30 protein-coding genes, 1 tRNA gene and 1 other RNA gene are annotated in these 17,453 nt (G+C 61.1%); 2 read left to right on the forward strand and 30 right to left on the reverse strand.

Annotated elements, in window-relative coordinates:
* The 20 genes from msub_RS07595 to msub_RS07690 form a co-directional block, all read right to left on the reverse strand.
* Complete coding sequence (locus tag msub_RS07595; protein ID WP_197083801.1) at positions 1-255, reverse strand: hypothetical protein; 255 nt, start codon at positions 253-255, stop codon at positions 1-3.
* Positions 252-503: a hypothetical protein gene (locus msub_RS07600; protein ID WP_048495445.1), complete on the reverse strand. Its 252-nt coding sequence runs from the start codon at positions 501-503 to the stop codon at positions 252-254. The genes msub_RS07595 and msub_RS07600 overlap by 4 nt, the downstream gene beginning before the upstream one ends.
* Positions 490-726 carry a hypothetical protein gene (locus msub_RS07605; RefSeq protein ID WP_048495446.1) on the reverse strand — a complete coding sequence of 79 codons (237 nt, stop codon included), beginning with the start codon at positions 724-726 and terminating at the stop codon, positions 490-492. The genes msub_RS07600 and msub_RS07605 overlap by 14 nt, the downstream gene beginning before the upstream one ends.
* Before the next feature lie 9 nt (positions 727-735).
* Complete coding sequence (locus tag msub_RS07610) at positions 736-1,092, reverse strand: D-Ala-D-Ala carboxypeptidase family metallohydrolase (RefSeq protein WP_048495447.1); 357 nt, start codon at positions 1,090-1,092, stop codon at positions 736-738.
* Positions 1,089-1,619, reverse strand: coding sequence for a hypothetical protein (locus tag msub_RS07615; protein WP_048495448.1), 531 nt, complete (start codon positions 1,617-1,619; stop codon positions 1,089-1,091). The genes msub_RS07610 and msub_RS07615 overlap by 4 nt, the downstream gene beginning before the upstream one ends.
* 181 nt (positions 1,620-1,800) lie before the next feature.
* Positions 1,801-2,226, reverse strand: coding sequence for a Mor transcription activator family protein (locus tag msub_RS07620; protein ID WP_048495449.1), 426 nt, complete (start codon positions 2,224-2,226; stop codon positions 1,801-1,803).
* Positions 2,219-2,638 (reverse strand): gp16 family protein, encoded by a 420-nt coding sequence (locus tag msub_RS07625; protein WP_048495450.1) that lies wholly within the window; start codon positions 2,636-2,638, stop codon positions 2,219-2,221. The genes msub_RS07620 and msub_RS07625 overlap by 8 nt, the downstream gene beginning before the upstream one ends.
* Positions 2,635-3,003: a hypothetical protein gene (locus msub_RS21760; protein WP_197083802.1), complete on the reverse strand. Its 369-nt coding sequence runs from the start codon at positions 3,001-3,003 to the stop codon at positions 2,635-2,637. Before msub_RS21760 ends, msub_RS07625 begins: the two co-directional genes overlap by 4 nt.
* A complete protein-coding gene (locus tag msub_RS07635; protein ID WP_048495451.1) occupies positions 3,000-3,419 on the reverse strand; it encodes a hypothetical protein in 420 nt (139 codons plus the stop codon). The genes msub_RS21760 and msub_RS07635 overlap by 4 nt, the downstream gene beginning before the upstream one ends.
* Before the next feature lie 3 nt (positions 3,420-3,422).
* Positions 3,423-3,809, reverse strand: coding sequence for a hypothetical protein (locus msub_RS07640; protein ID WP_048495452.1), 387 nt, complete (start codon positions 3,807-3,809; stop codon positions 3,423-3,425).
* Positions 3,806-4,054, reverse strand: coding sequence for a hypothetical protein (locus msub_RS07645; RefSeq protein WP_048495453.1), 249 nt, complete (start codon positions 4,052-4,054; stop codon positions 3,806-3,808). The genes msub_RS07640 and msub_RS07645 overlap by 4 nt, the downstream gene beginning before the upstream one ends.
* A 215-nt stretch (positions 4,055-4,269) precedes the next feature.
* Positions 4,270-4,332, reverse strand: an RNA gene (locus tag msub_RS21025) — hammerhead ribozyme type II.
* The gene (locus msub_RS07655; RefSeq protein WP_048495455.1) at positions 4,331-4,573 is read right to left on the reverse strand and encodes a hypothetical protein; all 243 of its coding nucleotides are present in this window, start codon (positions 4,571-4,573) and stop codon (positions 4,331-4,333) included. The genes msub_RS21025 and msub_RS07655 overlap by 2 nt, the downstream gene beginning before the upstream one ends.
* 1 nt (position 4,574) lies before the next feature.
* Positions 4,575-5,201 (reverse strand): DUF3164 family protein, encoded by a 627-nt coding sequence (locus msub_RS07660; protein WP_048495456.1) that lies wholly within the window; start codon positions 5,199-5,201, stop codon positions 4,575-4,577.
* The gene (locus msub_RS07665; protein ID WP_156182733.1) at positions 5,198-5,590 is read right to left on the reverse strand and encodes a hypothetical protein; all 393 of its coding nucleotides are present in this window, start codon (positions 5,588-5,590) and stop codon (positions 5,198-5,200) included. The genes msub_RS07660 and msub_RS07665 overlap by 4 nt, the downstream gene beginning before the upstream one ends.
* Positions 5,587-5,898 (reverse strand): hypothetical protein, encoded by a 312-nt coding sequence (locus msub_RS07670; protein WP_048495458.1) that lies wholly within the window; start codon positions 5,896-5,898, stop codon positions 5,587-5,589. The genes msub_RS07665 and msub_RS07670 overlap by 4 nt, the downstream gene beginning before the upstream one ends.
* On the reverse strand, positions 5,891-6,277 hold the full coding sequence (locus msub_RS07675) for a hypothetical protein (protein ID WP_048495459.1): 387 nt from the start codon (positions 6,275-6,277) through the stop codon (positions 5,891-5,893). The genes msub_RS07670 and msub_RS07675 overlap by 8 nt, the downstream gene beginning before the upstream one ends.
* Positions 6,274-6,909 (reverse strand): hypothetical protein, encoded by a 636-nt coding sequence (locus msub_RS07680; protein ID WP_048495460.1) that lies wholly within the window; start codon positions 6,907-6,909, stop codon positions 6,274-6,276. Before msub_RS07680 ends, msub_RS07675 begins: the two co-directional genes overlap by 4 nt.
* Before the next feature lie 2 nt (positions 6,910-6,911).
* Positions 6,912-7,529, reverse strand: a complete 618-nt coding sequence (locus msub_RS07685; RefSeq protein WP_197083803.1) for an AAA family ATPase — start codon at positions 7,527-7,529, stop codon at positions 6,912-6,914.
* Positions 7,530-7,672: 143 nt separating this feature from the next.
* Positions 7,673-9,769, reverse strand: a complete 2,097-nt coding sequence (locus msub_RS07690) for a DNA-binding protein (RefSeq protein WP_197083804.1) — start codon at positions 9,767-9,769, stop codon at positions 7,673-7,675.
* 87 nt (positions 9,770-9,856) lie between these two features.
* Between msub_RS07690 and msub_RS07695 the strand changes: the two genes are divergently transcribed.
* On the forward strand, positions 9,857-10,120 hold the full coding sequence (locus tag msub_RS07695) for a hypothetical protein (RefSeq protein WP_048495462.1): 264 nt from the start codon (positions 9,857-9,859) through the stop codon (positions 10,118-10,120).
* On the opposite strand, the gene msub_RS07700 is transcribed toward msub_RS07695, so the two are convergent.
* From msub_RS07700 to msub_RS07710, 3 genes are read right to left on the reverse strand one after another with little or no spacing between them, the layout of a single operon-like run.
* Entirely contained in the window at positions 10,101-10,529 is a 429-nt protein-coding gene (locus msub_RS07700) for a hypothetical protein (protein WP_048495463.1), read from the reverse strand. The two genes, msub_RS07695 and msub_RS07700, sit on opposite strands and share 20 nt — an antisense overlap.
* Positions 10,526-10,963 carry a hypothetical protein gene (locus msub_RS07705; protein WP_048495464.1) on the reverse strand — a complete coding sequence of 146 codons (438 nt, stop codon included), beginning with the start codon at positions 10,961-10,963 and terminating at the stop codon, positions 10,526-10,528. The genes msub_RS07700 and msub_RS07705 overlap by 4 nt, the downstream gene beginning before the upstream one ends.
* A 2-nt stretch (positions 10,964-10,965) precedes the next feature.
* Positions 10,966-11,301 carry a helix-turn-helix domain-containing protein gene (locus tag msub_RS07710; RefSeq protein WP_053077943.1) on the reverse strand — a complete coding sequence of 112 codons (336 nt, stop codon included), beginning with the start codon at positions 11,299-11,301 and terminating at the stop codon, positions 10,966-10,968.
* 214 nt (positions 11,302-11,515) lie between these two features.
* Here msub_RS07710 and msub_RS07715 point away from each other — a divergent pair, with 214 nt between their 5' ends.
* Positions 11,516-12,217 carry a S24 family peptidase gene (locus msub_RS07715; protein ID WP_048495465.1) on the forward strand — a complete coding sequence of 234 codons (702 nt, stop codon included), beginning with the start codon at positions 11,516-11,518 and terminating at the stop codon, positions 12,215-12,217.
* Positions 12,218-12,569: 352 nt separating this feature from the next.
* Here the strand turns inward: msub_RS07715 and msub_RS07720 are convergent.
* The 7 genes from msub_RS07720 to msub_RS07750 form a co-directional block, all read right to left on the reverse strand.
* Positions 12,570-12,646 (reverse strand) — tRNA-Met (locus msub_RS07720).
* 97 nt (positions 12,647-12,743) lie between these two features.
* On the reverse strand, positions 12,744-13,430 hold the full coding sequence (rnhB, locus tag msub_RS07725) for a ribonuclease HII (protein WP_048495466.1): 687 nt from the start codon (positions 13,428-13,430) through the stop codon (positions 12,744-12,746).
* The gene (gene lpxB, locus msub_RS07730) at positions 13,430-14,614 is read right to left on the reverse strand and encodes a lipid-A-disaccharide synthase (RefSeq protein ID WP_048495467.1); all 1,185 of its coding nucleotides are present in this window, start codon (positions 14,612-14,614) and stop codon (positions 13,430-13,432) included. Before lpxB ends, rnhB begins: the two co-directional genes overlap by 1 nt.
* 18 nt (positions 14,615-14,632) lie before the next feature.
* Positions 14,633-15,424 (reverse strand): acyl-ACP--UDP-N-acetylglucosamine O-acyltransferase, encoded by a 792-nt coding sequence (gene lpxA / locus msub_RS07735; RefSeq protein ID WP_048495468.1) that lies wholly within the window; start codon positions 15,422-15,424, stop codon positions 14,633-14,635.
* The gene (fabZ, locus tag msub_RS07740) at positions 15,424-15,861 is read right to left on the reverse strand and encodes a 3-hydroxyacyl-ACP dehydratase FabZ (protein ID WP_082146541.1); all 438 of its coding nucleotides are present in this window, start codon (positions 15,859-15,861) and stop codon (positions 15,424-15,426) included. Before fabZ ends, lpxA begins: the two co-directional genes overlap by 1 nt.
* A gap of 14 nt (positions 15,862-15,875) precedes the next feature.
* Positions 15,876-16,901: a UDP-3-O-(3-hydroxymyristoyl)glucosamine N-acyltransferase gene (lpxD, locus tag msub_RS07745; protein ID WP_048495470.1), complete on the reverse strand. Its 1,026-nt coding sequence runs from the start codon at positions 16,899-16,901 to the stop codon at positions 15,876-15,878.
* Positions 16,902-16,946: 45 nt separating this feature from the next.
* Complete coding sequence (locus msub_RS07750; RefSeq protein WP_048495471.1) at positions 16,947-17,444, reverse strand: OmpH family outer membrane protein; 498 nt, start codon at positions 17,442-17,444, stop codon at positions 16,947-16,949.
* Between the last annotated feature and the right edge of the window lie 9 nt (positions 17,445-17,453).

Consider the following 17,453-nt stretch of genomic DNA (forward strand, 5'->3'; position numbering starts at 1 on the left):
TTACTGCTGTGGCGTGTGTGTGCTCTGAATGATCGATTCCAGCAGCTCGGCGTAGTCGCGCCGTTGCCGGTCCCGGTTGACCAGTGCGGTGTAGGTTTCGTCGCTCAGGCACTGGAGCTGTTCGCCGCTGACGCTCGGGAGCTCCGGCCGGGGCGGCACTGGTAACGGTGTGGTGACGTACTCAATGGCCGGCGTGGTGCAGCCGGTCAAAAGCACCACGAGAAATAACCACCAGCTCTTTACAAGTGTTCTCACCAGTGGCCCTCCAGGTCATCGCGTTTCTGCGTGTCCGGCTTTGTACGCTGCTCGCGCTGGCGTTTGCCGGTTCTGGCCATGGCCTGGGTGGCGCTGGCCTGGGCATCGCTGGCCGCCCGGTTGTGTTCGGCCCGTCGGGTTTCCGCCTGGCGGGTGGCCTTCTCAGCGTCGCCCCGTTTTTTGAAGGCGTAGCCCAGGGCACCCAAAACCGCGATGGCGGCACCGATCAGCAGCTCAAGTATTCCCACGGCTGGCCTCCATGCTTTTCTGTTTCCACTCACGCCCCACCCAGATGGCGAGGATCAGCGCCACAGCGCTGCCATAGACGCCGGCGTCCATTTGGGGCATCTCGCCCAGCGGGCCCAGGGTCATGCCGGCAATCAGGAATTTAACGGTGACCACCAGCCAACTGATGGCCACGAAGGGCAGCGTGCGGCTGGGGGTACCTCGGGTGTCGGGCCAGGCAATCATGGCGTTCTCCTATCCGCGCCAACGGGCGGGGCCGTTGGTGCGGGTGTCGATGTGGGTGAAGGTGTCATAGCGGCCGATGCTGAGATCGGGGTAGGTTTTCTCCAGCCACTGGCTGACCAGTGGCGGATCCACGCCTTCCACCTGGATGTCAGCGGCACGGCCGCGCAGGTGCTGGCTGTTCGGGCTACCGCCAACATTGGCGTTATGGGATTCACAGCGACAGCCACTGGTGATCGTGATCGGTGCGTTGAAGTGCTTGCGCACGTCCTGCACAACCCGCAGCAGCACGGCGTCTACGGTGTCAAAACCACACCCGCATTTGCAGGCAAACTCGGCGCGCTGGAAGTTCTTGCTGATCTGGCTCATTGGCTCAGCTCCTTTTCGGTATCAATGAGGCGCCGGCCCAGTGCCATCAGCCGGCGCACCTCAGCCAGGTTGTTGGCCTTCTGAGCAGCGGCGATCTGGGCGCTCAGGACTTCGGCGAGTTCACACAGCAGGCAGGCCATCTCAATGGATGGCTTGGCCGGTTCTGGTGCGTTAGAGGTGTGTGTGGTGGCCGGGGTGTCTAACGATTTTTCCACAGTGGGTTTGGCCTTGCCGGCAGCCAGGGCCAGCTGCTCACGTCCCCATGGGGTGAGCTGGAAGCCGGTGCGATCGGGGTTGTCGCGCAATGGCTGCACGTCCAGGTAACCGGTGGTCTGAAGGCCGGCCAGGTTGTTGGCCACCTTGGCCTTGTCCTGTTCGTTGGCTGCGTTCATGGCCACGCAGATCAGAGGTCCGGGAACGGCCGTGCGGCGCTGGCGCTGAAGGTCCGCCACCGTATTGAGCAGGCGACGACGAGCCGCCACCCGGGGCAATACCGGTGATGCGTCGGTGGTGCAGGTTTCAGTCATGATCGCCTCGCCTGATCGTGGGTGGTCAGCAGTTCAGTGACCTTCAGGCTATCGGCGGGGCGCTATAAGGAGGGAATAAAGCGGATTATTAAATGCCCAGCGGTTCAGGCATTTGTCGGAGAATAATTCGGGGGATAATCGGAAAAGAGAAAAGGCGTTGGCCGGGCGACTACCGCGCTGGCTAGTCGCCGAACAGCCCCGGTTGCAGGCGGGCGCGGATCATCTTGCGCTGGCGTGCCAGAATCGAATAAATCTGCACCTCGGTCAAGTGGTAGGCCTTGGCCAGCTCGCTGACGTTGGTGCCGTTGTGGCGCTCCCAGATCTCCCGGTCCCTCAAGGCCGTCTCCAGCTGCTCGCCCTTGGGCACATACAGGCTGCGGCCGCCGGCGAAACCGGCCAGCGCACGCACGGCCCGGAAGGCCAGCCGTCGGGCATCCGCCACCACGGCGCCATCCCGAACGAACGCGGCCTCCAGAATGCTCAGCATGTCGGTCAGCCCCTGGGGCCACTTGGCCAGGATCTCCGGATCGTCCATGTATTCCAGCATAGAATCGTCCAGCTCGTCCTCGAATAGGGCCAGGGTTTGCTCATGGTCGTGATTACCCATTGATTCTTCTCCCGTGTCGCCGTGCGTCTACCAGTAGTCCCTGCATCAGGCGGAATAGCTGGTCATCGTCCAGCCAGTCCACCCGATCCACCTGGAACATGCGCTGGGCCATGCCGTCGGCGTAGGCCCAGGGCCGGCCCGCCTCGGCCAGCAGCGCTTCCACTTTATCCATCACCGCCTTGCGGCTGGGCGGGGTGCGTGGTTTCTTGCGGCCGGCTTTCTTGCCGGGCTTCGGCACCCAGCCCAGGCGGCGGAATTCATCCAGCACCTGGCTGAGCTGCCTCGCGTTCAAATGCTTGGCGCTGCGAACGCCAGCCACCCGGGCCAGCAGCGCCCGATAGGTGTCGTCGTCCATGCCCAGTTCTTTGGCCGCGATATGCACCTGCGCCAGGCCGCGTTGATTGATGCTCATGGCTGCACCCTTGCGGCAGCTCCGGCCTTACGGGCGGCGCGGGATGGCAATAGTGCATAGCAGGCCTTGCAGGGCTGCTGGCTGCGGCCGCCGGCCTGAAAGTAGAACTCTTTGTCGTCCGGCCAGAAGTCGTTGCACTTGGTGCAACGCAGCTCCTGCCCGAGTTCGGTATGGCGCAGGTTCTCGGCCTCCCATTCCAGCTTGCGGATCCGGCTGTGCAGCTTGTTGGCCACCGCTTTCTGCAGGCCTGGCACGTCCAGCGCCGCGCGGCACTCGTCCAGATCAAAGCGCTCGACGGCATAGATGCGATCGGCGGCGCTTTGGGGGCCGTAGCCGTGGTCATTGAGGAAGGGGTTGTCACTCACAGCGTGTCCTCCTGTTTGGCCGGCTTCAGTTCGAGATCCGGGAAGTGTTTCTTCAGGTGCCGTACCAGGCTCTTTGGCGTGTTCCAGTACGGCATGAAGGCGCAGGTTTGCAGGGCCGTCATCTCATCGGCGCGCTTCTTCCCGAACACCCGCTTCAGGCTTTTGTACTCGCTCAGCTTGTAAGGACGGGTGCGGTACGGCCGCCAGAATCGTGCTTGTGGGTGCTCAGGCTCGCCTTCCGCCGTAGCCTTGTACCACTGGCCTTCGATCCAGCCATCCACGTAGACCTCAACCACCAGGCGCTCTTTGTACAGGCGTCTCAAAAACGTCAATTCGTGGCCATCAGCGACAGCCGCCACGCTGCAAAAGAAACCTGACAGGCCTTCTTCCAATTGCTGCCACTTGTTGTTGCTCATAACTCAGCCTCTGATCGTGTAGTAAGTTCCATCGCCTACCCAAAAGAGCCCGTGCTTGTCTTTCAGGTCACAGACAAAGCTGATGCCCTCCATGGTCGGCTCCAAATTGAGCGCCCTTAGAGGCCAGCCTTCGTCTTCCCCGGCGTCATCAATGCAAATCATTCCGTGACGCCTCAAGAGCCCAGTCATTCTTCCGCAGAACCTGGAGTCAACCTTCAGGTACTTGGCTAGATTTTCTGGGCTGGCATTGCCGGCGATATCTCGGGCGTAAAAGATGACCATCAGCAAACGCACGCACAGGACACCTTCGTCCGGGCCGGTCCTAAAAGGCAGCAAAGCGGATAGCCTTGCCAGGTCAACATATGTAGGTTCTTTTAAAATCTTGATCATGCTTCCTCCACCGGCAGCCAGCCGGCTTTGAGCCGCCGGACACCCTCGATCAATTCCGGATCGACGTCTTGCTGCTCCATCCGCAATACCAATTCGGTGCGAGCCTCAGAAAATCGAGTTGACATAAACTCCCAGTCCAGCCGGGCCTGCAACTCACCCGGGAAACGCAGGCCCCAGGGCTCAGCCTCCGCCGCCCTCAATTCGCCGCGATGTACGTCGACGTCATCAAATCCATACACCTTCATGTCCGCTTCCTCTTTCCTTAGTGCCAGGCGTGAACGCTAATCACGACGGCAACTACTGCCCCGAATACGACGCACCATGCGGCCTGCTTTCGAGCGAAGTACTTGCCAGCGTTGAATCCTCGGGCGTACGCCTTGTCCTCTGGCGTCTTTGCAAGGTGCACCCGCAGCTCGTCAGTCAGTCGTTCCATATCAGGCATCGCTCGGCACTCCGGTTTGTTTGGCTGCTCATCAGTACCAGGCCACCACGCCTGGCAGACGCCCCGTAGGGCGTTTCGCTTAGTGACTCTTGGTAGTGGCCACCGGGCGAAGCAGTTGCTCTTCCTTCACCTTGAACATCTCGTGGATGGCGTCGCGTATGGCTTCCACGCCCACCAGTGCCAGGTGCTGCACGGCGGTTTCGTCGCTGCCCAGGCCCCGGTACTTGTCCGCGAAGCTCAGTCCCACCTGGACACCCTGATCGGTCGCCTCGATGGTGATGGTGGCCTGGGTGCCCATTGGCTTTTTCGGTTGCTCGCTCATGTCACACTCCCGCGATATCTAGGCTGATGGCTTTGTACTGGTCGGTTTCGCCCACGCGCTCATACAGGCGGATGTAGCTCTTGGAGCCGGTGACCTGCACCGCGTCGCTGATAGCGTCCATAGCCTTGAGCCAGCGCGCGTCGGAGATGTTCAGGCGGCGCAGGCCCAGCACCTGGCCGGTGCGGATGTTGCCGGCCTGGTCCACACGGAAGGCGTCCTGCACGATGGCGGCTACTTCAGGGCGGGCGTCGGCAGTCCATTCGGTCAGGCACTGGTCAATCAGGGCCTTGGCCGCCTGCAGGCGCTCATCAAAGCTGATGCTTTCCTGAATGGCGCGTTGGATCTTGTAGCGGCCGTCAAAGCTCACCAGCTGGACGTTGCCCTTGCGCCCACCCATCTGCACGCCGTACTCCTGGGCAGAGGTTTCCACGAAGGCGTGAATCTCGCTGAAGGCGTCGCCTTTGAAGTCCCGCAGCTCTTCCCGCAGGGCCTTGGCACGATCCACCAGGCCGTAGACCAGCTCGTCCCGCAGCTTGTCCACTTCCTTGATTTGGTCCTCCGGGATCAGGCGGCCCCGGGCGTCGGTGCGGTAGCCCTCAAGGTTCGGGCTCTTGTTGGCATTGCTCATGATGTTGCTCCTTTGGTTGTTTCAAGTGCCCGGGCGGCCGGGCGGGATTCGGAGATGGTGGGGTAGCTGCAGCGTGGGCAGGCGCCCTCGACCAGGTGATGGTCCACCAGGCCGCACCAGTCGCAGCGGCCCACGGTGGTGATGCAGTACATCGGGCCCTGCATGCTGGCGGCGGTGCGCACGCGCCCATCGGCGATCAGCCCGGCCAGGGCCCGGTCGACCGTCACCACCGGCAGGCGAGTGGCCGCGACAAGTTCCGCGCCAGTGGCACAGCCGCCGTGGGCTTGCAGGCACTCCAGGGTGCGCTCCCGGTGGCGCTGGCGGATCATCTGCTGCAGGAATCGCTCGTCGATCTCGACGGGGTACTGATCAAAGCAAACGATCGTCATGTGCGGCTCCATCCCGGCATGCCTGACGGCTTGCGGCGCGGGTGGCGGTGGTGGTGCAGGATCTCCACCACGGTGCCGTTGCGGCGCGGCAGGTGGTCTACCTCCGCTTCTACCGGCACGGGCACCTCAGCGGCGTCGATACGGGCTTGCGCCTGGCGCTGCTTTGGCAACAGCGGGAAGGGCTCGTCTGCCAGGTGTTCGTAGCGCTGCGGGTTGGCCAGGTACTGCTCCAGGCTTATGCCGTGGCCCTTCAGGTGCAGCTCCACGTAACGGTCGGCGTAGTGCTCAAGGTAGGGAACGCTATACATGGTTCTTGCCTCGCTCGGGGCCGGTGGCCGCCGCGTTGGGGTTGTTGGTGCAGCCCTGGCAGGTGCGCCAGATACGCATGGCCATCGGGTTGTGGGTGGGGGCTGGCCGCTCGCGGTAGGCCCGGCATTGCTCCGTGGTGATCATCTTTCCCTGGGCCGGGCAGTGGATGCCGTCCAGGGCTTCGAGCACCCGGCGCTCCATGCGGTCAGTGCTGGGGCTGGAGTAGTTATTGGCCAGCAGCAGCGACACGGCAGTGCGCGAGATACCGATGCGCTCGGCGGTCCGGGTGCGGTTGCTGGCCCGGACTTCAGCGGCCAGCAGCTCCACCCAGCGCGGGGGCTCCTCGCCCCAGGCGGAGATATCGACGGTGCGTTTCATGCGTCACCTCCGCCGTCGCGGCCGTGGCGGGTGTACACCACCTCGCCGGTGTTGGGGTCGAACACCTGTTTCAGGCGCTGGATCATCGGTGCGCGGGGCCCAGTCCAGCGGCTGGTAATCAGGCGGTACCGGGCGAACCGCCCGGGGCGGCCTGCGCGCACGGTTTGCAGGTACCCGGCGCCGGCCAGCATCACGCAGTATTCGTTGGCGGTTTTCTCGGCCACCGGGAAGTCCGGAGTGCTGGCCGCTCGGGCCAGATCCTGCGAGGTGAACTCGCCGATGATCTTGATGGTGCGCCACATCTGCTCGCGGCCTCGGCCCTGGGTGACTTCGGTGCCGTCCTTGCGAACCCGGGGGGCGTCCAGCCCGCAGTCTTTCACCAGCTCGTACTGCACCGATGGCCCCGGCGCGCCTTCGATGGGGCGCAGGTAGCCGGCGGCCACCAGGCCTGCCATGTAATCGCGCACTCGACCTTTCGGGGCCCACTCGGCACCCAGCATCCACACGTCGCGCACGGTGATCGGCTCGCCGCCCTTGTGCAGCTTGCGCATGATTTCCCACATCGACTGGCGGTCGCCCTTTGGCCCCTGGGCTTCCAGGTGCACGGGTTTGCGGGTGGTGGTCTTCGCCATGATCAACCCCTCCGCGCCGGCGGCTGACCGGTATGGATGGTGCGTTCACCCCAGGTGTCCAGGTCCACCCGCTCCCAGCCGTTGGCCAGTGCCTCGCTGTGGATCCGGTACAGGTTGACGGCCACCCGGCGCAGGCAGCCACGCACCCGGTCGTTCACGGCCTGCAGCAGATCGTCGTCCATGTCCACATCCGGGTAGCTGCGGCTGGCCAGCTCGCGCACGTCGTTCAGGCTGGCCTTCTGGGCAGGCACCCATTCCAGTACCCGGTTGTGCAGGCGCTCCAGGCGTGCCATGGAGGTAGGCACACGCTCCTCGCCGATCAGGATCAGGGTGCCCTGGCTGGCGTTGTAGATGTCGGTCAACACATTGGCGGCCGCCTTGTCGATCACGTACTGGACGTCGTCGACAATCAGCGGGCGAGCGGACCGGCTGAGCTGCTCGGCCACCTGGTCGACCATCTCGCTGAGGGTTTTCATGGGGATGATGCCCATCTCCCGCAGGATGGCGACCAGGAAAGCCTTTTTCGTCCAGCTCTCCCGGCACTCCACGTAGTAGGCGCGGTGCAGGTTGGCGGCGTAGGCGGCCGCCAGGGATTTGCCGTAGCCGCTCGGGCCGTACATCACCACCAGGCCGGGCAGCTCGGGGGCCGGTTGGCCGCGCTCTCCACGGCGTGGGCGAGCAGGCCGACGTTGGTCAGTGGTACAATGGTGTTGACGCTCATATAAACTCCTGAGGTTTTTGCTTGGGTGTCAGGGCCATGCGCTTACATGGCCTTCCGAGTGCCGGCGGGCGCATTCCCGCTGGCACTCATTTCCATCACGCGCTGGATAGCGCGGAATCCGGTTGTTTTCGGGTAGCTCTCCCACCACTTCCGTTCAGCCTCGGCCAGCGTCTCGCCGGCGCTCTGGCGTTTATCCAGGGCGTGCCACAGGTGGTACCGCTGGGTGGGGTCTTCGGGTATCTGGAAGGTTTCGGCCTTCGGTGCCGCCAGTTCGCGGGCCTTGGCGCGGCCGGCTTCCAGCAGCTTTTCGTTGTCGTCATTGGCAGACAGGGGCTCGATCACGCGGATCTCCACGTCCTGGCCGGTGATGGTTTTGGCCTTGGTGCCCAGGCGGTTGAGCTGGCCTTTCACACGCTTGTCAGCGGCGCGCTGGATCATGCTCTGAGGCATTGCCGGGGTGGCGTTGCCGTTCAGTTCGGCCTCGCCCAGCAGCTCGCCCTCCAGGGTGAACACGCCCACGCGGGTCTCGTCGCGGTAATCCCAGGCCACCTTGACCTCTTCGCCGTGGAAGTCCCGCAGCAGGTCCAGGAAGTAAATGCCGCCGTTGATGCGCACTTCGCCCCGGTGCGTCTTGCGCACTTCCTGCGGCCGGGTGAGTGAGGCCACCAGGTCGGCCTCGGCGCTCACCGGCTCCCAGCCTTCCGCCTCGGCGCTGGCCAGCGCTTCCATGGGGCTCTGGTGGCGCATCCGGCCGGTCTCCAGATCGCGGATCTTGGGCAGCGACGAGTGCGGGGTGTGGTTGTAGCGCTCGACGGCGTCGCACAGGCCGTCGTAAAACTCCTGAAAGCTCGGTATGTGCAGCGGCTTCAGCCCGTTTTTGATGGCCTGGCGGGAGAGCTTGTGCACCCGGGTGGCGGCCTCTTTGTCCATGTCCGGGCCGATGTAGCTGTCCAGGGTTTTGGCGTAGCGGATCAGGATGGACTGGTGCGGCCGTTCGATGATGCCCCGGCCCTGGGAGTTGTAGGGCAGCGCGTTGGTGAAGGTGCCGCCCAGGCGGTCGACGACTTCCCGCACCGGGTCGTTGTCAAAGCCGGCGCCATTATCGGAATAGAACACGGCGAACATGCCGTTGCGGGTGATGCCGTCCCGCAGGGCGTCCAGGGTGGCCAGGATGGACTCGGCCAGGTTGACGGCAACACCGACAATGCGCTTGGTGCCCCAGTCGATCACCATGGTGATCTCCGGCTTGAAGGCCTGGCCGGTGATCGGGTTGATCACCTCGCTCTTGAAGGTGTGACCATCGCCCACCCACACATCGTTTGGCCACAAGTGATCGAAGGTGCGGCGCTTGAAAGGTTGAACCGCCTTCAGGTCACGCGGCCCCATGCGGCCACGCTCCCGGGCCTCCGGGCTCATCTTGCGCAATTGCCGGTACACCTGGTCGATGGATGGGTGCGGACCAGGTGAGCGCTCCACAAACATCTGGTAGGCCGCCGCTACCGGGGGCTTCTGGGGGCGCTGATAGAACTTGAGGAACCGGGGCAGCCACTCCGGTACGGTCATGTCAGCCTTGCGCCGCTTCGGGGCCAGGGCCCGCTCGCCGTGCTCCCGGAAGTCGGAGAGCCAGCGCTTGAGGGTGCGTTCGGACAGGTTGCGCGTGGCGGTCTTGCGATCATTCGCCAGCACCGCCCGCTCGGCCAGATACGGCGTTAGATCTCCCAGGGCCGCCTTGGCGACTAACGTTTGAATGGCCTTCTGCTGGGTGGTCAGGGTGCACAGCCGCTCGATCTCCCGCACGAGCGCCACCCGGGCGCCCATCACCTGCAGCTGGGTCTCGTTCAACTGCTCGTAGCTTTCCGGTTTGCGGGCCGGGGTCGGTGTGGCGGTGCTGGTCTGTACCGGATGGTCCGGCTCGGCGCTGTCCACCAGGCGTTCCAGCAGGGCGTCCCGGGTTTCCTGGGGGAGGCTGGCAAAGGCGTATTCGCGGCCACCGCCTTTGCCCTTGCGCTTTTTGAAGTCCCAGCCTTCCGCCTTGGCCCGGCGAATAAGCGCGCTCACGCTGGTGGGTACACCTGGCATTCCTGCCAGCTCAGCCGCCGTGAAATAAGACTGGACCATGGGAGACGTGCGGCAGTTCATGACCGATCCCCCCGGAATTGGCGGGGGCTCACCCCTCCGCTATGGTTAGAGGTGCCAACCAAACCAACCAAGGCAAAAGGAGCCCCCATGGCAAAGGGAACAGATTTTGATATTGAAGAGATGCAGCGCACCCGAGCTGAGAACATGCGGACTGCCGCTGCTGGCGTGTGGCACTCATACTTCGGCCAGTGCGTGGAGAAGCTCATGATGAAAGGTCGACCAGTAACGAAAGAGGCCGTTATCGCTGAGCTGCAGGCTGAAATAGAAGGGCGGCCAGAAAACTCGGATGCCCGGATCATTGCCGAAACGGTCTTACGCAAGGTCGAGAGCATTACTTCCGATCCTTCTTAACATCACCCGAAAGGGAGTTGAAAAGTCCGGCCAGTAACTTTTCTGGCTGGGCTCTCGTCAGAGCTGCCTGGTGCAATATCCGGATGCTCACGGACTGGTCAGTGATCCCCCAGCTCTCATAGGCATACTTGGACATTTCTTTCAGGGCCCAAGTGGCAGGCCCCCAGGTAAAGTCGCTGGCCTCCTGAGGCGCTGCGGTTAGAGCCTCATCGATAATCTGCCCAGCCCTTTCAAGCAGCTTGTAGGGGCCAGACTTCTGTATCCGTACACTGAACTCGACAGCGGTCATGCCCTCTGCGATAGCCTGAGATATAAGGTCACTCATGACCTGTATGGCTTCTTCGCTTCCGAGGCAGGCAGCGACCGCGAATGCCTGGTGGTGATCTTTCGTCAGGTCAGACTGCTTCATTCCTCTTCTCCCATCAGTCGCTTCAGTTCCTTCATGTCGTGCTGCAGCCGGTCCTTCATCTGCTGCATCTTTCCGTACTGCGCCGCCAGCGCCTCTTTTCCGTAGGCCACACGGCCGCCGCGCATGTGCACCATCCAGTCGGTAAAGGCGTGGGTGTGGCACACCTCTTCCAGCAGCGGAACCCGGTACAGCGGAATGTTGTGCTCGCTCCGGCCCGGGCTCGACCAGGCATCCAGCATGTGCTTGGACACGTCGTCGCCAGACAGCCGGCTCATCTGGGCCGCGATCTCGTAACGATCGTGTGGGGAGTGCTTCAAGACAGCGCCCACCAGCTCGCTTACCTGGGCGGCATAGTTTCCACTGCCTGGCAGCGGGACCACCGGCTGGGGCACCTCGAAGATGTCAATCGTGGCGGTGTCTTTGACCCTGCGCATATTTATGCGCTCCGCGCCAGTTGACAGTGCGCGATAGCGTTAGATTTTGTATGCTTAGTGCATACCTGCTCCTTGCGTTCTCCCACATTCGGACGTTCGCGGAGCGGCGCGCCGTGCGGATGCCAGCGGTCGGGCCAGATGTCCTGGGGAGCCAGTTCCAGCTTCCGGGCAATGGCCCGCTCAACACGCGGGTACCGCACGCGCTTGACGTTATTGACAGACTGCCTGGAAACGCCCAGATCCTGGGCAACCTTGGCAAGGGACGATCCACGCATACGGAGCTGGAATTTCACCCACTCCCACAGCAGTTCTGGATCGGTCGGAATCTTGGTTTTCATGCGTCACCTCGGTGGCGTTTTTTTGGGTCGTCTATCGTGTTCTAGGAAATAAACATAGCGCGGATTTATGTGTCGTGCAAGCGGATAAAAGTGCATTAGCTTCAGATAAAAGAATATCTGCATTTTTATGTGTGCATCGCGTCAAAGTTCGAGGCGCGCCATTTACTGGCCGCCTTTAATTTATTTGCATTTTTTTCAATGCTTTAGGGTAACTATGACGGAGCAAGCAGGAGAAATAGACGACGTCAAAGTTGATACAAACAACTTTGACGCATTCAGGGAGCGCCTAAAAATCGCGATGGGTTCCGATAGCGCGCGCGTTTTTGCGCGCAAGTGCCGACTCTCAGAAGGTGCCATACGCAGTTATCTGAGCGGCGAGACCTTCCCGACACTCGATCGCCTGGCGATGATCGCCTCGGCAGCTGATGTTGGTGCCGACTGGCTGGCGTTCGGCTTCAGCAAGGAGGAATTGAAGAGGGAGGTGCCACAACCTGCAGGCATGGAAGACTACGCCTTCGTGCCGCTCTATGATGCCCAGTGCAGCGCCGGAGACGGCGCCTGGAACGAGCACTCCAGGGTACTGACCCACCTGAGCTTTACGCGCTACAGCCTGCGCAAGAAAGGGCTGACGCCGGAGCAGCTCTCCGCCATCCGCATTGACGGCGACTCCATGGAGCCGGTACTACACAGCGGCGACACGGTCCTGATCGACCACACCAGGACCACGATTGAGGGCGAGGGCATCTACGTGTTGCGCCTGGACGATCACCTCTACGCCAAGCGCCTGCAGCGCAATTTCGACGGCGTGGTGATCATCAGTGAGAATAAACAGTACCAGCCCGTCACAGTCCCCAGGGACAGGCTGAACGAGCTGGAGGTAATAGGCAGGGCGGTGTGGTCTGCGGGCTGGCTTTGATCATGACGCCTGGCGTTTTTTCTGATCAGGCCTCGACTCAATTCTGTTTCTGGCCTCGAACAGAATCGGCGCTCTGATCAAGTGCCAAACATCGCGCCAAACTTGAGAGCTTTGATGATATATCGGGCTTATTGTGATTGGCGCTACATTTGGCACAAGCTGGCCGCCCGGTTACTTCTAAATGCCTGATGTGCTTGAATTCTCCCCATTCAATCCCGCTGATTCCCAGCTAATCCCGGTTGTGCCAAACATAACCCTAGTTCACAAATTGGCACAGCGAGGGCGCAGAGAGAATTTCAGGGCAAAAACAAAAAAGGCAGACCAGTAAGTGACTGATCTGCCTTCCTAAATATGGTAGCGGGGGCAGGATTCGAACCTACGACCTTCGGGTTATGAGCCCGACGAGCTACCAGACTGCTCCACCCCGCATCAAACTTTTGCACTGAACTGCACTTACAAAACTGTTTGTTTTCCGGGGAACCCCCCGATCAACGTGCGCGTATATTAAGGATTCGTTCTCGTACTGTCAATCGGTATCTTCAAAAAGGTCGGTTCGGTATTGCAGAGTTTCCGGTTCCGGCAGCACACTTCCCTGATAGAGGCCCACTTCGTCAATAACCTCCTGGACCGGCCGGAAGGAGCGGCGGTGCTCGGGCGTTGCGCCGAGGCGGCGCAGTGCTTCCATGTGCACCGGGGTCGGGTAGCCTTTGTGCTGGGCCAGGCCGAAGCCGGGGAATCGGGCTTCCAGCGCTTCCATCTCGCGATCCCGGGTTACCTTGGCGATGATGGAGGCCGCACTGATTGCCTCTACGCGGCTGTCGCCCTTGATCACCGGCTCCGATGGCCAGTGCCATTTGGGGCAGCGGTTGCCATCCACCAGCACGTACTCGGGCGCAATTGCGAGGCCGGAAACGGCGCGCTCCATCGCCAGCATGGTGGCCTGGTAGATGTTCAGCTTATCGATCTCACGGGCCTCACAGCGGCCGATGCTCCAGGCACTGGCGTGTTTCAGGATATCATCGTAAAGGGCATTGCGGCGCTTTTCGGAGAGCTTCTTTGAGTCCGCCAGGCCCGCGATGGGGCGTTCCGGATCCAGGATAACCGCGGCCGTAACAACCGCGCCAATCAGAGGCCCCCGACCTACTTCGTCTACACCGGCCAGCAGCGAGCCGGTATAACGGCACTCAAACGGGGGCAAGGCAGCTCTGGGCATCAGTTTTTCGCGCCTTCCACCAGTTCCGAGATGGCCTGAGCGGCTTTCTCATCGGCACCCTGCTTCAGGGTGTAATGCAATTCAGTGAAGGCTTCTTTGAGCCGTGCCCGCTCTTCGCTGTTCTCCAGGCGCTCAAGCACTGCGGCGCCCAGGCTTTCGGCGGTGGCGTCATCCTGAAGCAGTTCAGGTACCAGCTGGCGCTTGGCCAGCAGGTTGGGCAGGGCCACGAAGGGTACCTTCACCAGTTTCGAGAGCAAGGCATAACTGAACCCGCTCAGACGGTAACCCACGACCATGGGTTTTTTCAGCAACATGGCTTCCAGCGTGGCGGTGCCGGACGCGAGCAGAACCACATCGGAAGCTGCCATCACATCCCGGGAGCGACCCCGAACGACGGTGACGGGCAACGTCACGTCCAGTGCATCCACAAGGTCCCGGACCTGCTTCTCACGTTCGCGGTTCACACAGGGGATCACCAGTTGAAGATCCGGGCGTTTTTCCTGAATCCAGCGGGAGGCCTCAAGAAACAGGGTGCCAAGGCGCTCCACTTCCCCGGCCCGACTTCCGGGCAGAACTGCCAGCACCGGTGCATTGGCATCAAGGCCGAGGGATTTCCGCACCTCCAGAGTATCGGGTTCAATGGGTATGCGGTCTGCCAGAGGATGACCGACAAACGCCACCGGCACCTGATGCTCTTCATAGAACCGGGCTTCAAAGGGAAACAGGGTGAGCATGAGATTGACGGATTTGGCGATCTTGAAGATCCGCTTCTGGCGCCAGGCCCACACCGAAGGGCTCACATAATGCACGGAAAGGATACCGGCCTCCCGGCAACGCCGTTCGATGGCCAGAGTGAAATCCGGGGAATCGATACCAATAACAACATCCGGTGGTGTCGTAAAAAAATACGCCAGTAACCGGGCCCGGATACTGAACAGCTCACGGATTCTGCCCAGCACTTCCACCAGACCCATCACCGACAGGCGTTCCATGGGCACGAGCGAGTGAAAACCCTCGGCGATCATCTCATCGCCGCCAATGCCAACAAAGCGGGCATTGGGGTAGCGGTACCGGAGGGAACGGATCAGGCCGGCACCGAGAATGTCTCCCGATGCCTCGCCGGCAATGACTCCGAAGGTGATTTTGCGCTTACTGACGAGCGCCTTGGAAGGATGGTCCGTCACCGGCTGGCTCCCGCCCTGTTAGCGGATGATCCCGCGGTCTGCTCCACGGAGGGAGTCTATGAGGGCGCGCACTTCAGGAACATCGGAATAGTCTTTTTCCAGTTCCGTCACAGCTTGCTCGGTGGTCAGGCCATTGCGGTAGATCACCTTGTAGGCACGGCGTAATGCCAGCAGCACTTCCTTGCTGAACCCGCGGCGCCTGAGGCCTTCCACGTTCATACCGTGGGGCTGGGCGGACTGGCCGCTGGCCATTACGTAGGCCGGTATGTCTTTAAGTACGATACTGCCGCCGGCAGCCATACTGTGGGTACCAATGTGGCAGAATTGATGAACCATGGTACCACCACCCAGAATAGCGTAATCACCGACCGACACGTGGCCGGCGAGGGTCGCGCAATTGGCCAGTATGGTGTTGTCGCCTATGATGCAGTCATGGGCCACATGCACGTAGGCCATGAGCAGGTTGCCGCTGCCAATCCGGGTTTCACCGCGATCCTGGACCGTGCCACGGTGGACGGTGCAGTTCTCGCGGATGATGTTGTTGTCACCGATCACCAGGGTTGTCGGCTCGCCCGCGTATTTCTTGTCCTGGCACTCTTCGCCAATGCTACAAAACTGGAAAATGCGGTTGTTGCGGCCAATAACGGTTGGGCCCTTAACCACCACATGGGAAAGAATTTCGGTGCCATCTCCGATTTCCACATTCGGGCCAATATAGCTCCAGGGACCAACCGTTACGTTATTCCCTAGCCTGGCTGACGGGTCCACAATCGCCTGAGGATGGACACCCGACCAGTCATTTGTCGCCATCAAACTTCTCTCTCAGCGGTCAGAATCTCTGCCACGCAGACGACTTCTCCGTCGACCAGTGCGCGACAATCGAATTTGTAAATACCACGCTTTCCTGAGATCAGTTCTGATTCCATACACAATTGATCCCCAGGCAAAACGGGGCGCTTCCAGCGCGCCTTGCTGGCCCCGGCCAGGTATTGTACCACGCCGTCAGAGGGTTTCCGGCCCACGGTCACAAAACCGAGAATGCCTGAGAGCTGAGCCATGGCTTCAATGATCAGAACTCCAGGCATGATCGGGTTGTTCGGAAAATGGCCCTGGAAGAACTCCTCATTAAAGGAAAGGTTCTTGTAGCCCTTTATCGACTGCCCCTTTTCCAGCTCGGTTACCCGATCAACCAGCAAAAACGGGTATCGGTGCGGCAGGTATTCCAGGATTTCTTTGGTATTCATTATCATGTTGATCGGCCTCAGCCCTCTGATTTCTTTTCCAGTTCTTTAATCCGTCGCGCCAAGGCGTCAAGCTGGCGAAAACGGACGGCGTTCTTGCGCCATTGCCGGTTGGTATCCGCGCTGGTTCCGGAAGAGTACACGCCCGGCTCCCGGATATCACCCGTCACCAGAGTCATGCCCGTCAGATGAACCTGATCAGTGATCTCCAGATGTCCGGCCACGCCGGACGCGCCGCCGAAGACACAATGCTTTCCAATACGGGTGCTGCCGGCAATGCCGACCATTGCCGCCATGGCACTGTGCTCGCCGATGCAGACGTTGTGGGCAATCTGGATCAGGTTATCGAGCTTCACACCATTTCCAATGACGGTGTCATCAAGTGCGCCGCGATCGATGGTGGTATTCGCCCCTACTTCCACATCGTCCCCGAGAACAACACGACCCAGTTGCGCAATGCGGTGCCAGACACCCTTTTCGTTGGCAAAGCCAAAACCATCAGAACCGATCACGGCGCCACTCAGGATATGGCAGCGCTGACCCAGCACAACGTCGTGCGCCAGGGTTACTCGTGGCCGGATCACAGTCCCGGCACCAATCCGGGTGCGCGCGCCAATAACCGACCCGGCCCCGATCACCACTTTTTCGCCAACCTCAACCTCCGCCTCGATAACCACGTTCGGGCCGATGCAGGCGTCGTCAGCGAGGCTTGCCGAAGGGTCAATCACCGCCGTTGGGTGAACACCCGGAGAGGCAACCGGTGCGGGATCAAACCAGTGACTGAGCCGGGCATAGCCCAGGTAGGGATTGTCCAGTAACAGGACATTGGTAGGAGCATCTTTTGCTGTGGCGGGCGACGCGATGATCGCCGAAGCCCGGGTGTCCGCCAGATATCTTGCATAGGAAGGGTTAGCCAGGAAACTGATCTGGCCAGGCCCGGCTGCCTGCAAGGTTGCCAGACCCGAAACCCGCACATCAGGATCGCCCCGAAGCTCTGCGCCAAGTGCGCTGGCAATCTCTCCCAGGCAGTAAGACCTTTCTGTCATCAGGGACTCCCAAGCAACTTCAGGGCATCGCATGCCCTTAGCAGGTTAACGGTTCAGTTTTTCAAGAAGCTGGGAGGTCAGGTTCATTTCCGGCTTCACATAAACAACCGCTTCACTCGGCAGAATCAGGTCAAGCTCGTTTTCTTCCAGAAGCTCTTTGACAGCCGCATCCACTTCCGGACGGGCCTCTTCCAGGAATGCCTGCTTGCGCTGGCTGACCGTGGCATCAAGTTTCTGCTTGAGGTAATTGAACTCTTTCACTTTTTCCTGGAATTCACCGGCCAGCTTGTTGCGTTCGGTCTCGTTCATCATGGCGCCGTCTTTCTTCAGGCGCTCCTGGAGCTTACGGGCCTGCTCCTGCACTTCACGGACTTTGGCTTCCTCGCCGGCAAAATCCTTCTGGAGCGATTCACTGAAGGCCTTGGCATCGTCTGAGGAGAACAGTGCCTGCCGCAAATCGACCACACCAATTTTGGTTTCCGCCATGGCAGGGAAAGAAAACGCCATCAGCACAGCGGCGAACATCAATAGGAATCGGGACATTGCTTTTCT

Source organism: Marinobacter subterrani, from assembly GCF_001045555.1.
Taxonomy (GTDB): domain Bacteria; phylum Pseudomonadota; class Gammaproteobacteria; order Pseudomonadales; family Oleiphilaceae; genus Marinobacter; species Marinobacter subterrani.

Excerpts from the sequence above, each read along its gene's own strand:
- msub_RS07605 (WP_048495446.1), bottom strand. The coding sequence starts at position 726 with ATGATTGCCTGGCCCGACACCCGAGGTACCCCCAGCCGCACGCTGCCC.
- msub_RS07610 (WP_048495447.1), bottom strand. The coding sequence starts at position 1,092 with ATGAGCCAGATCAGCAAGAACTTCCAGCGCGCCGAGTTTGCCTGCAAA.
- msub_RS07615 (WP_048495448.1), bottom strand. The coding sequence starts at position 1,619 with ATGACTGAAACCTGCACCACCGACGCATCACCGGTATTGCCCCGGGTG.
- msub_RS07620 (WP_048495449.1), bottom strand. The coding sequence starts at position 2,226 with ATGGGTAATCACGACCATGAGCAAACCCTGGCCCTATTCGAGGACGAG.
- msub_RS07625 (WP_048495450.1), bottom strand. The coding sequence starts at position 2,638 with ATGAGCATCAATCAACGCGGCCTGGCGCAGGTGCATATCGCGGCCAAA.
- msub_RS07635 (WP_048495451.1), bottom strand. The coding sequence starts at position 3,419 with ATGAGCAACAACAAGTGGCAGCAATTGGAAGAAGGCCTGTCAGGTTTC.
- msub_RS07640 (WP_048495452.1), bottom strand. The coding sequence starts at position 3,809 with ATGATCAAGATTTTAAAAGAACCTACATATGTTGACCTGGCAAGGCTA.
- msub_RS07645 (WP_048495453.1), bottom strand. The coding sequence starts at position 4,054 with ATGAAGGTGTATGGATTTGATGACGTCGACGTACATCGCGGCGAATTG.
- msub_RS07655 (WP_048495455.1), bottom strand. The coding sequence starts at position 4,573 with ATGAGCGAGCAACCGAAAAAGCCAATGGGCACCCAGGCCACCATCACC.
- msub_RS07660 (WP_048495456.1), bottom strand. The coding sequence starts at position 5,201 with ATGAGCAATGCCAACAAGAGCCCGAACCTTGAGGGCTACCGCACCGAC.
- msub_RS07665 (WP_156182733.1), bottom strand. The coding sequence starts at position 5,590 with ATGACGATCGTTTGCTTTGATCAGTACCCCGTCGAGATCGACGAGCGA.
- msub_RS07670 (WP_048495458.1), bottom strand. The coding sequence starts at position 5,898 with ATGTATAGCGTTCCCTACCTTGAGCACTACGCCGACCGTTACGTGGAG.
- msub_RS07675 (WP_048495459.1), bottom strand. The coding sequence starts at position 6,277 with ATGAAACGCACCGTCGATATCTCCGCCTGGGGCGAGGAGCCCCCGCGC.
- msub_RS07680 (WP_048495460.1), bottom strand. The coding sequence starts at position 6,909 with ATGGCGAAGACCACCACCCGCAAACCCGTGCACCTGGAAGCCCAGGGG.
- msub_RS07685 (WP_197083803.1), bottom strand. The coding sequence starts at position 7,529 with ATGTACGGCCCGAGCGGCTACGGCAAATCCCTGGCGGCCGCCTACGCC.
- msub_RS07690 (WP_197083804.1), bottom strand. The coding sequence starts at position 9,769 with ATGAACTGCCGCACGTCTCCCATGGTCCAGTCTTATTTCACGGCGGCT.
- msub_RS07695 (WP_048495462.1), top strand. The coding sequence starts at position 9,857 with ATGGCAAAGGGAACAGATTTTGATATTGAAGAGATGCAGCGCACCCGA.
- msub_RS07700 (WP_048495463.1), bottom strand. The coding sequence starts at position 10,529 with ATGAAGCAGTCTGACCTGACGAAAGATCACCACCAGGCATTCGCGGTC.
- msub_RS07705 (WP_048495464.1), bottom strand. The coding sequence starts at position 10,963 with ATGCGCAGGGTCAAAGACACCGCCACGATTGACATCTTCGAGGTGCCC.
- msub_RS07710 (WP_053077943.1), bottom strand. The coding sequence starts at position 11,301 with ATGAAAACCAAGATTCCGACCGATCCAGAACTGCTGTGGGAGTGGGTG.
- msub_RS07715 (WP_048495465.1), top strand. The coding sequence starts at position 11,516 with ATGACGGAGCAAGCAGGAGAAATAGACGACGTCAAAGTTGATACAAAC.
- rnhB (WP_048495466.1), bottom strand. The coding sequence starts at position 13,430 with ATGCCCAGAGCTGCCTTGCCCCCGTTTGAGTGCCGTTATACCGGCTCG.
- lpxA (WP_048495468.1), bottom strand. The coding sequence starts at position 15,424 with ATGGCGACAAATGACTGGTCGGGTGTCCATCCTCAGGCGATTGTGGAC.
- lpxD (WP_048495470.1), bottom strand. The coding sequence starts at position 16,901 with ATGACAGAAAGGTCTTACTGCCTGGGAGAGATTGCCAGCGCACTTGGC.
- msub_RS07750 (WP_048495471.1), bottom strand. The coding sequence starts at position 17,444 with ATGTCCCGATTCCTATTGATGTTCGCCGCTGTGCTGATGGCGTTTTCT.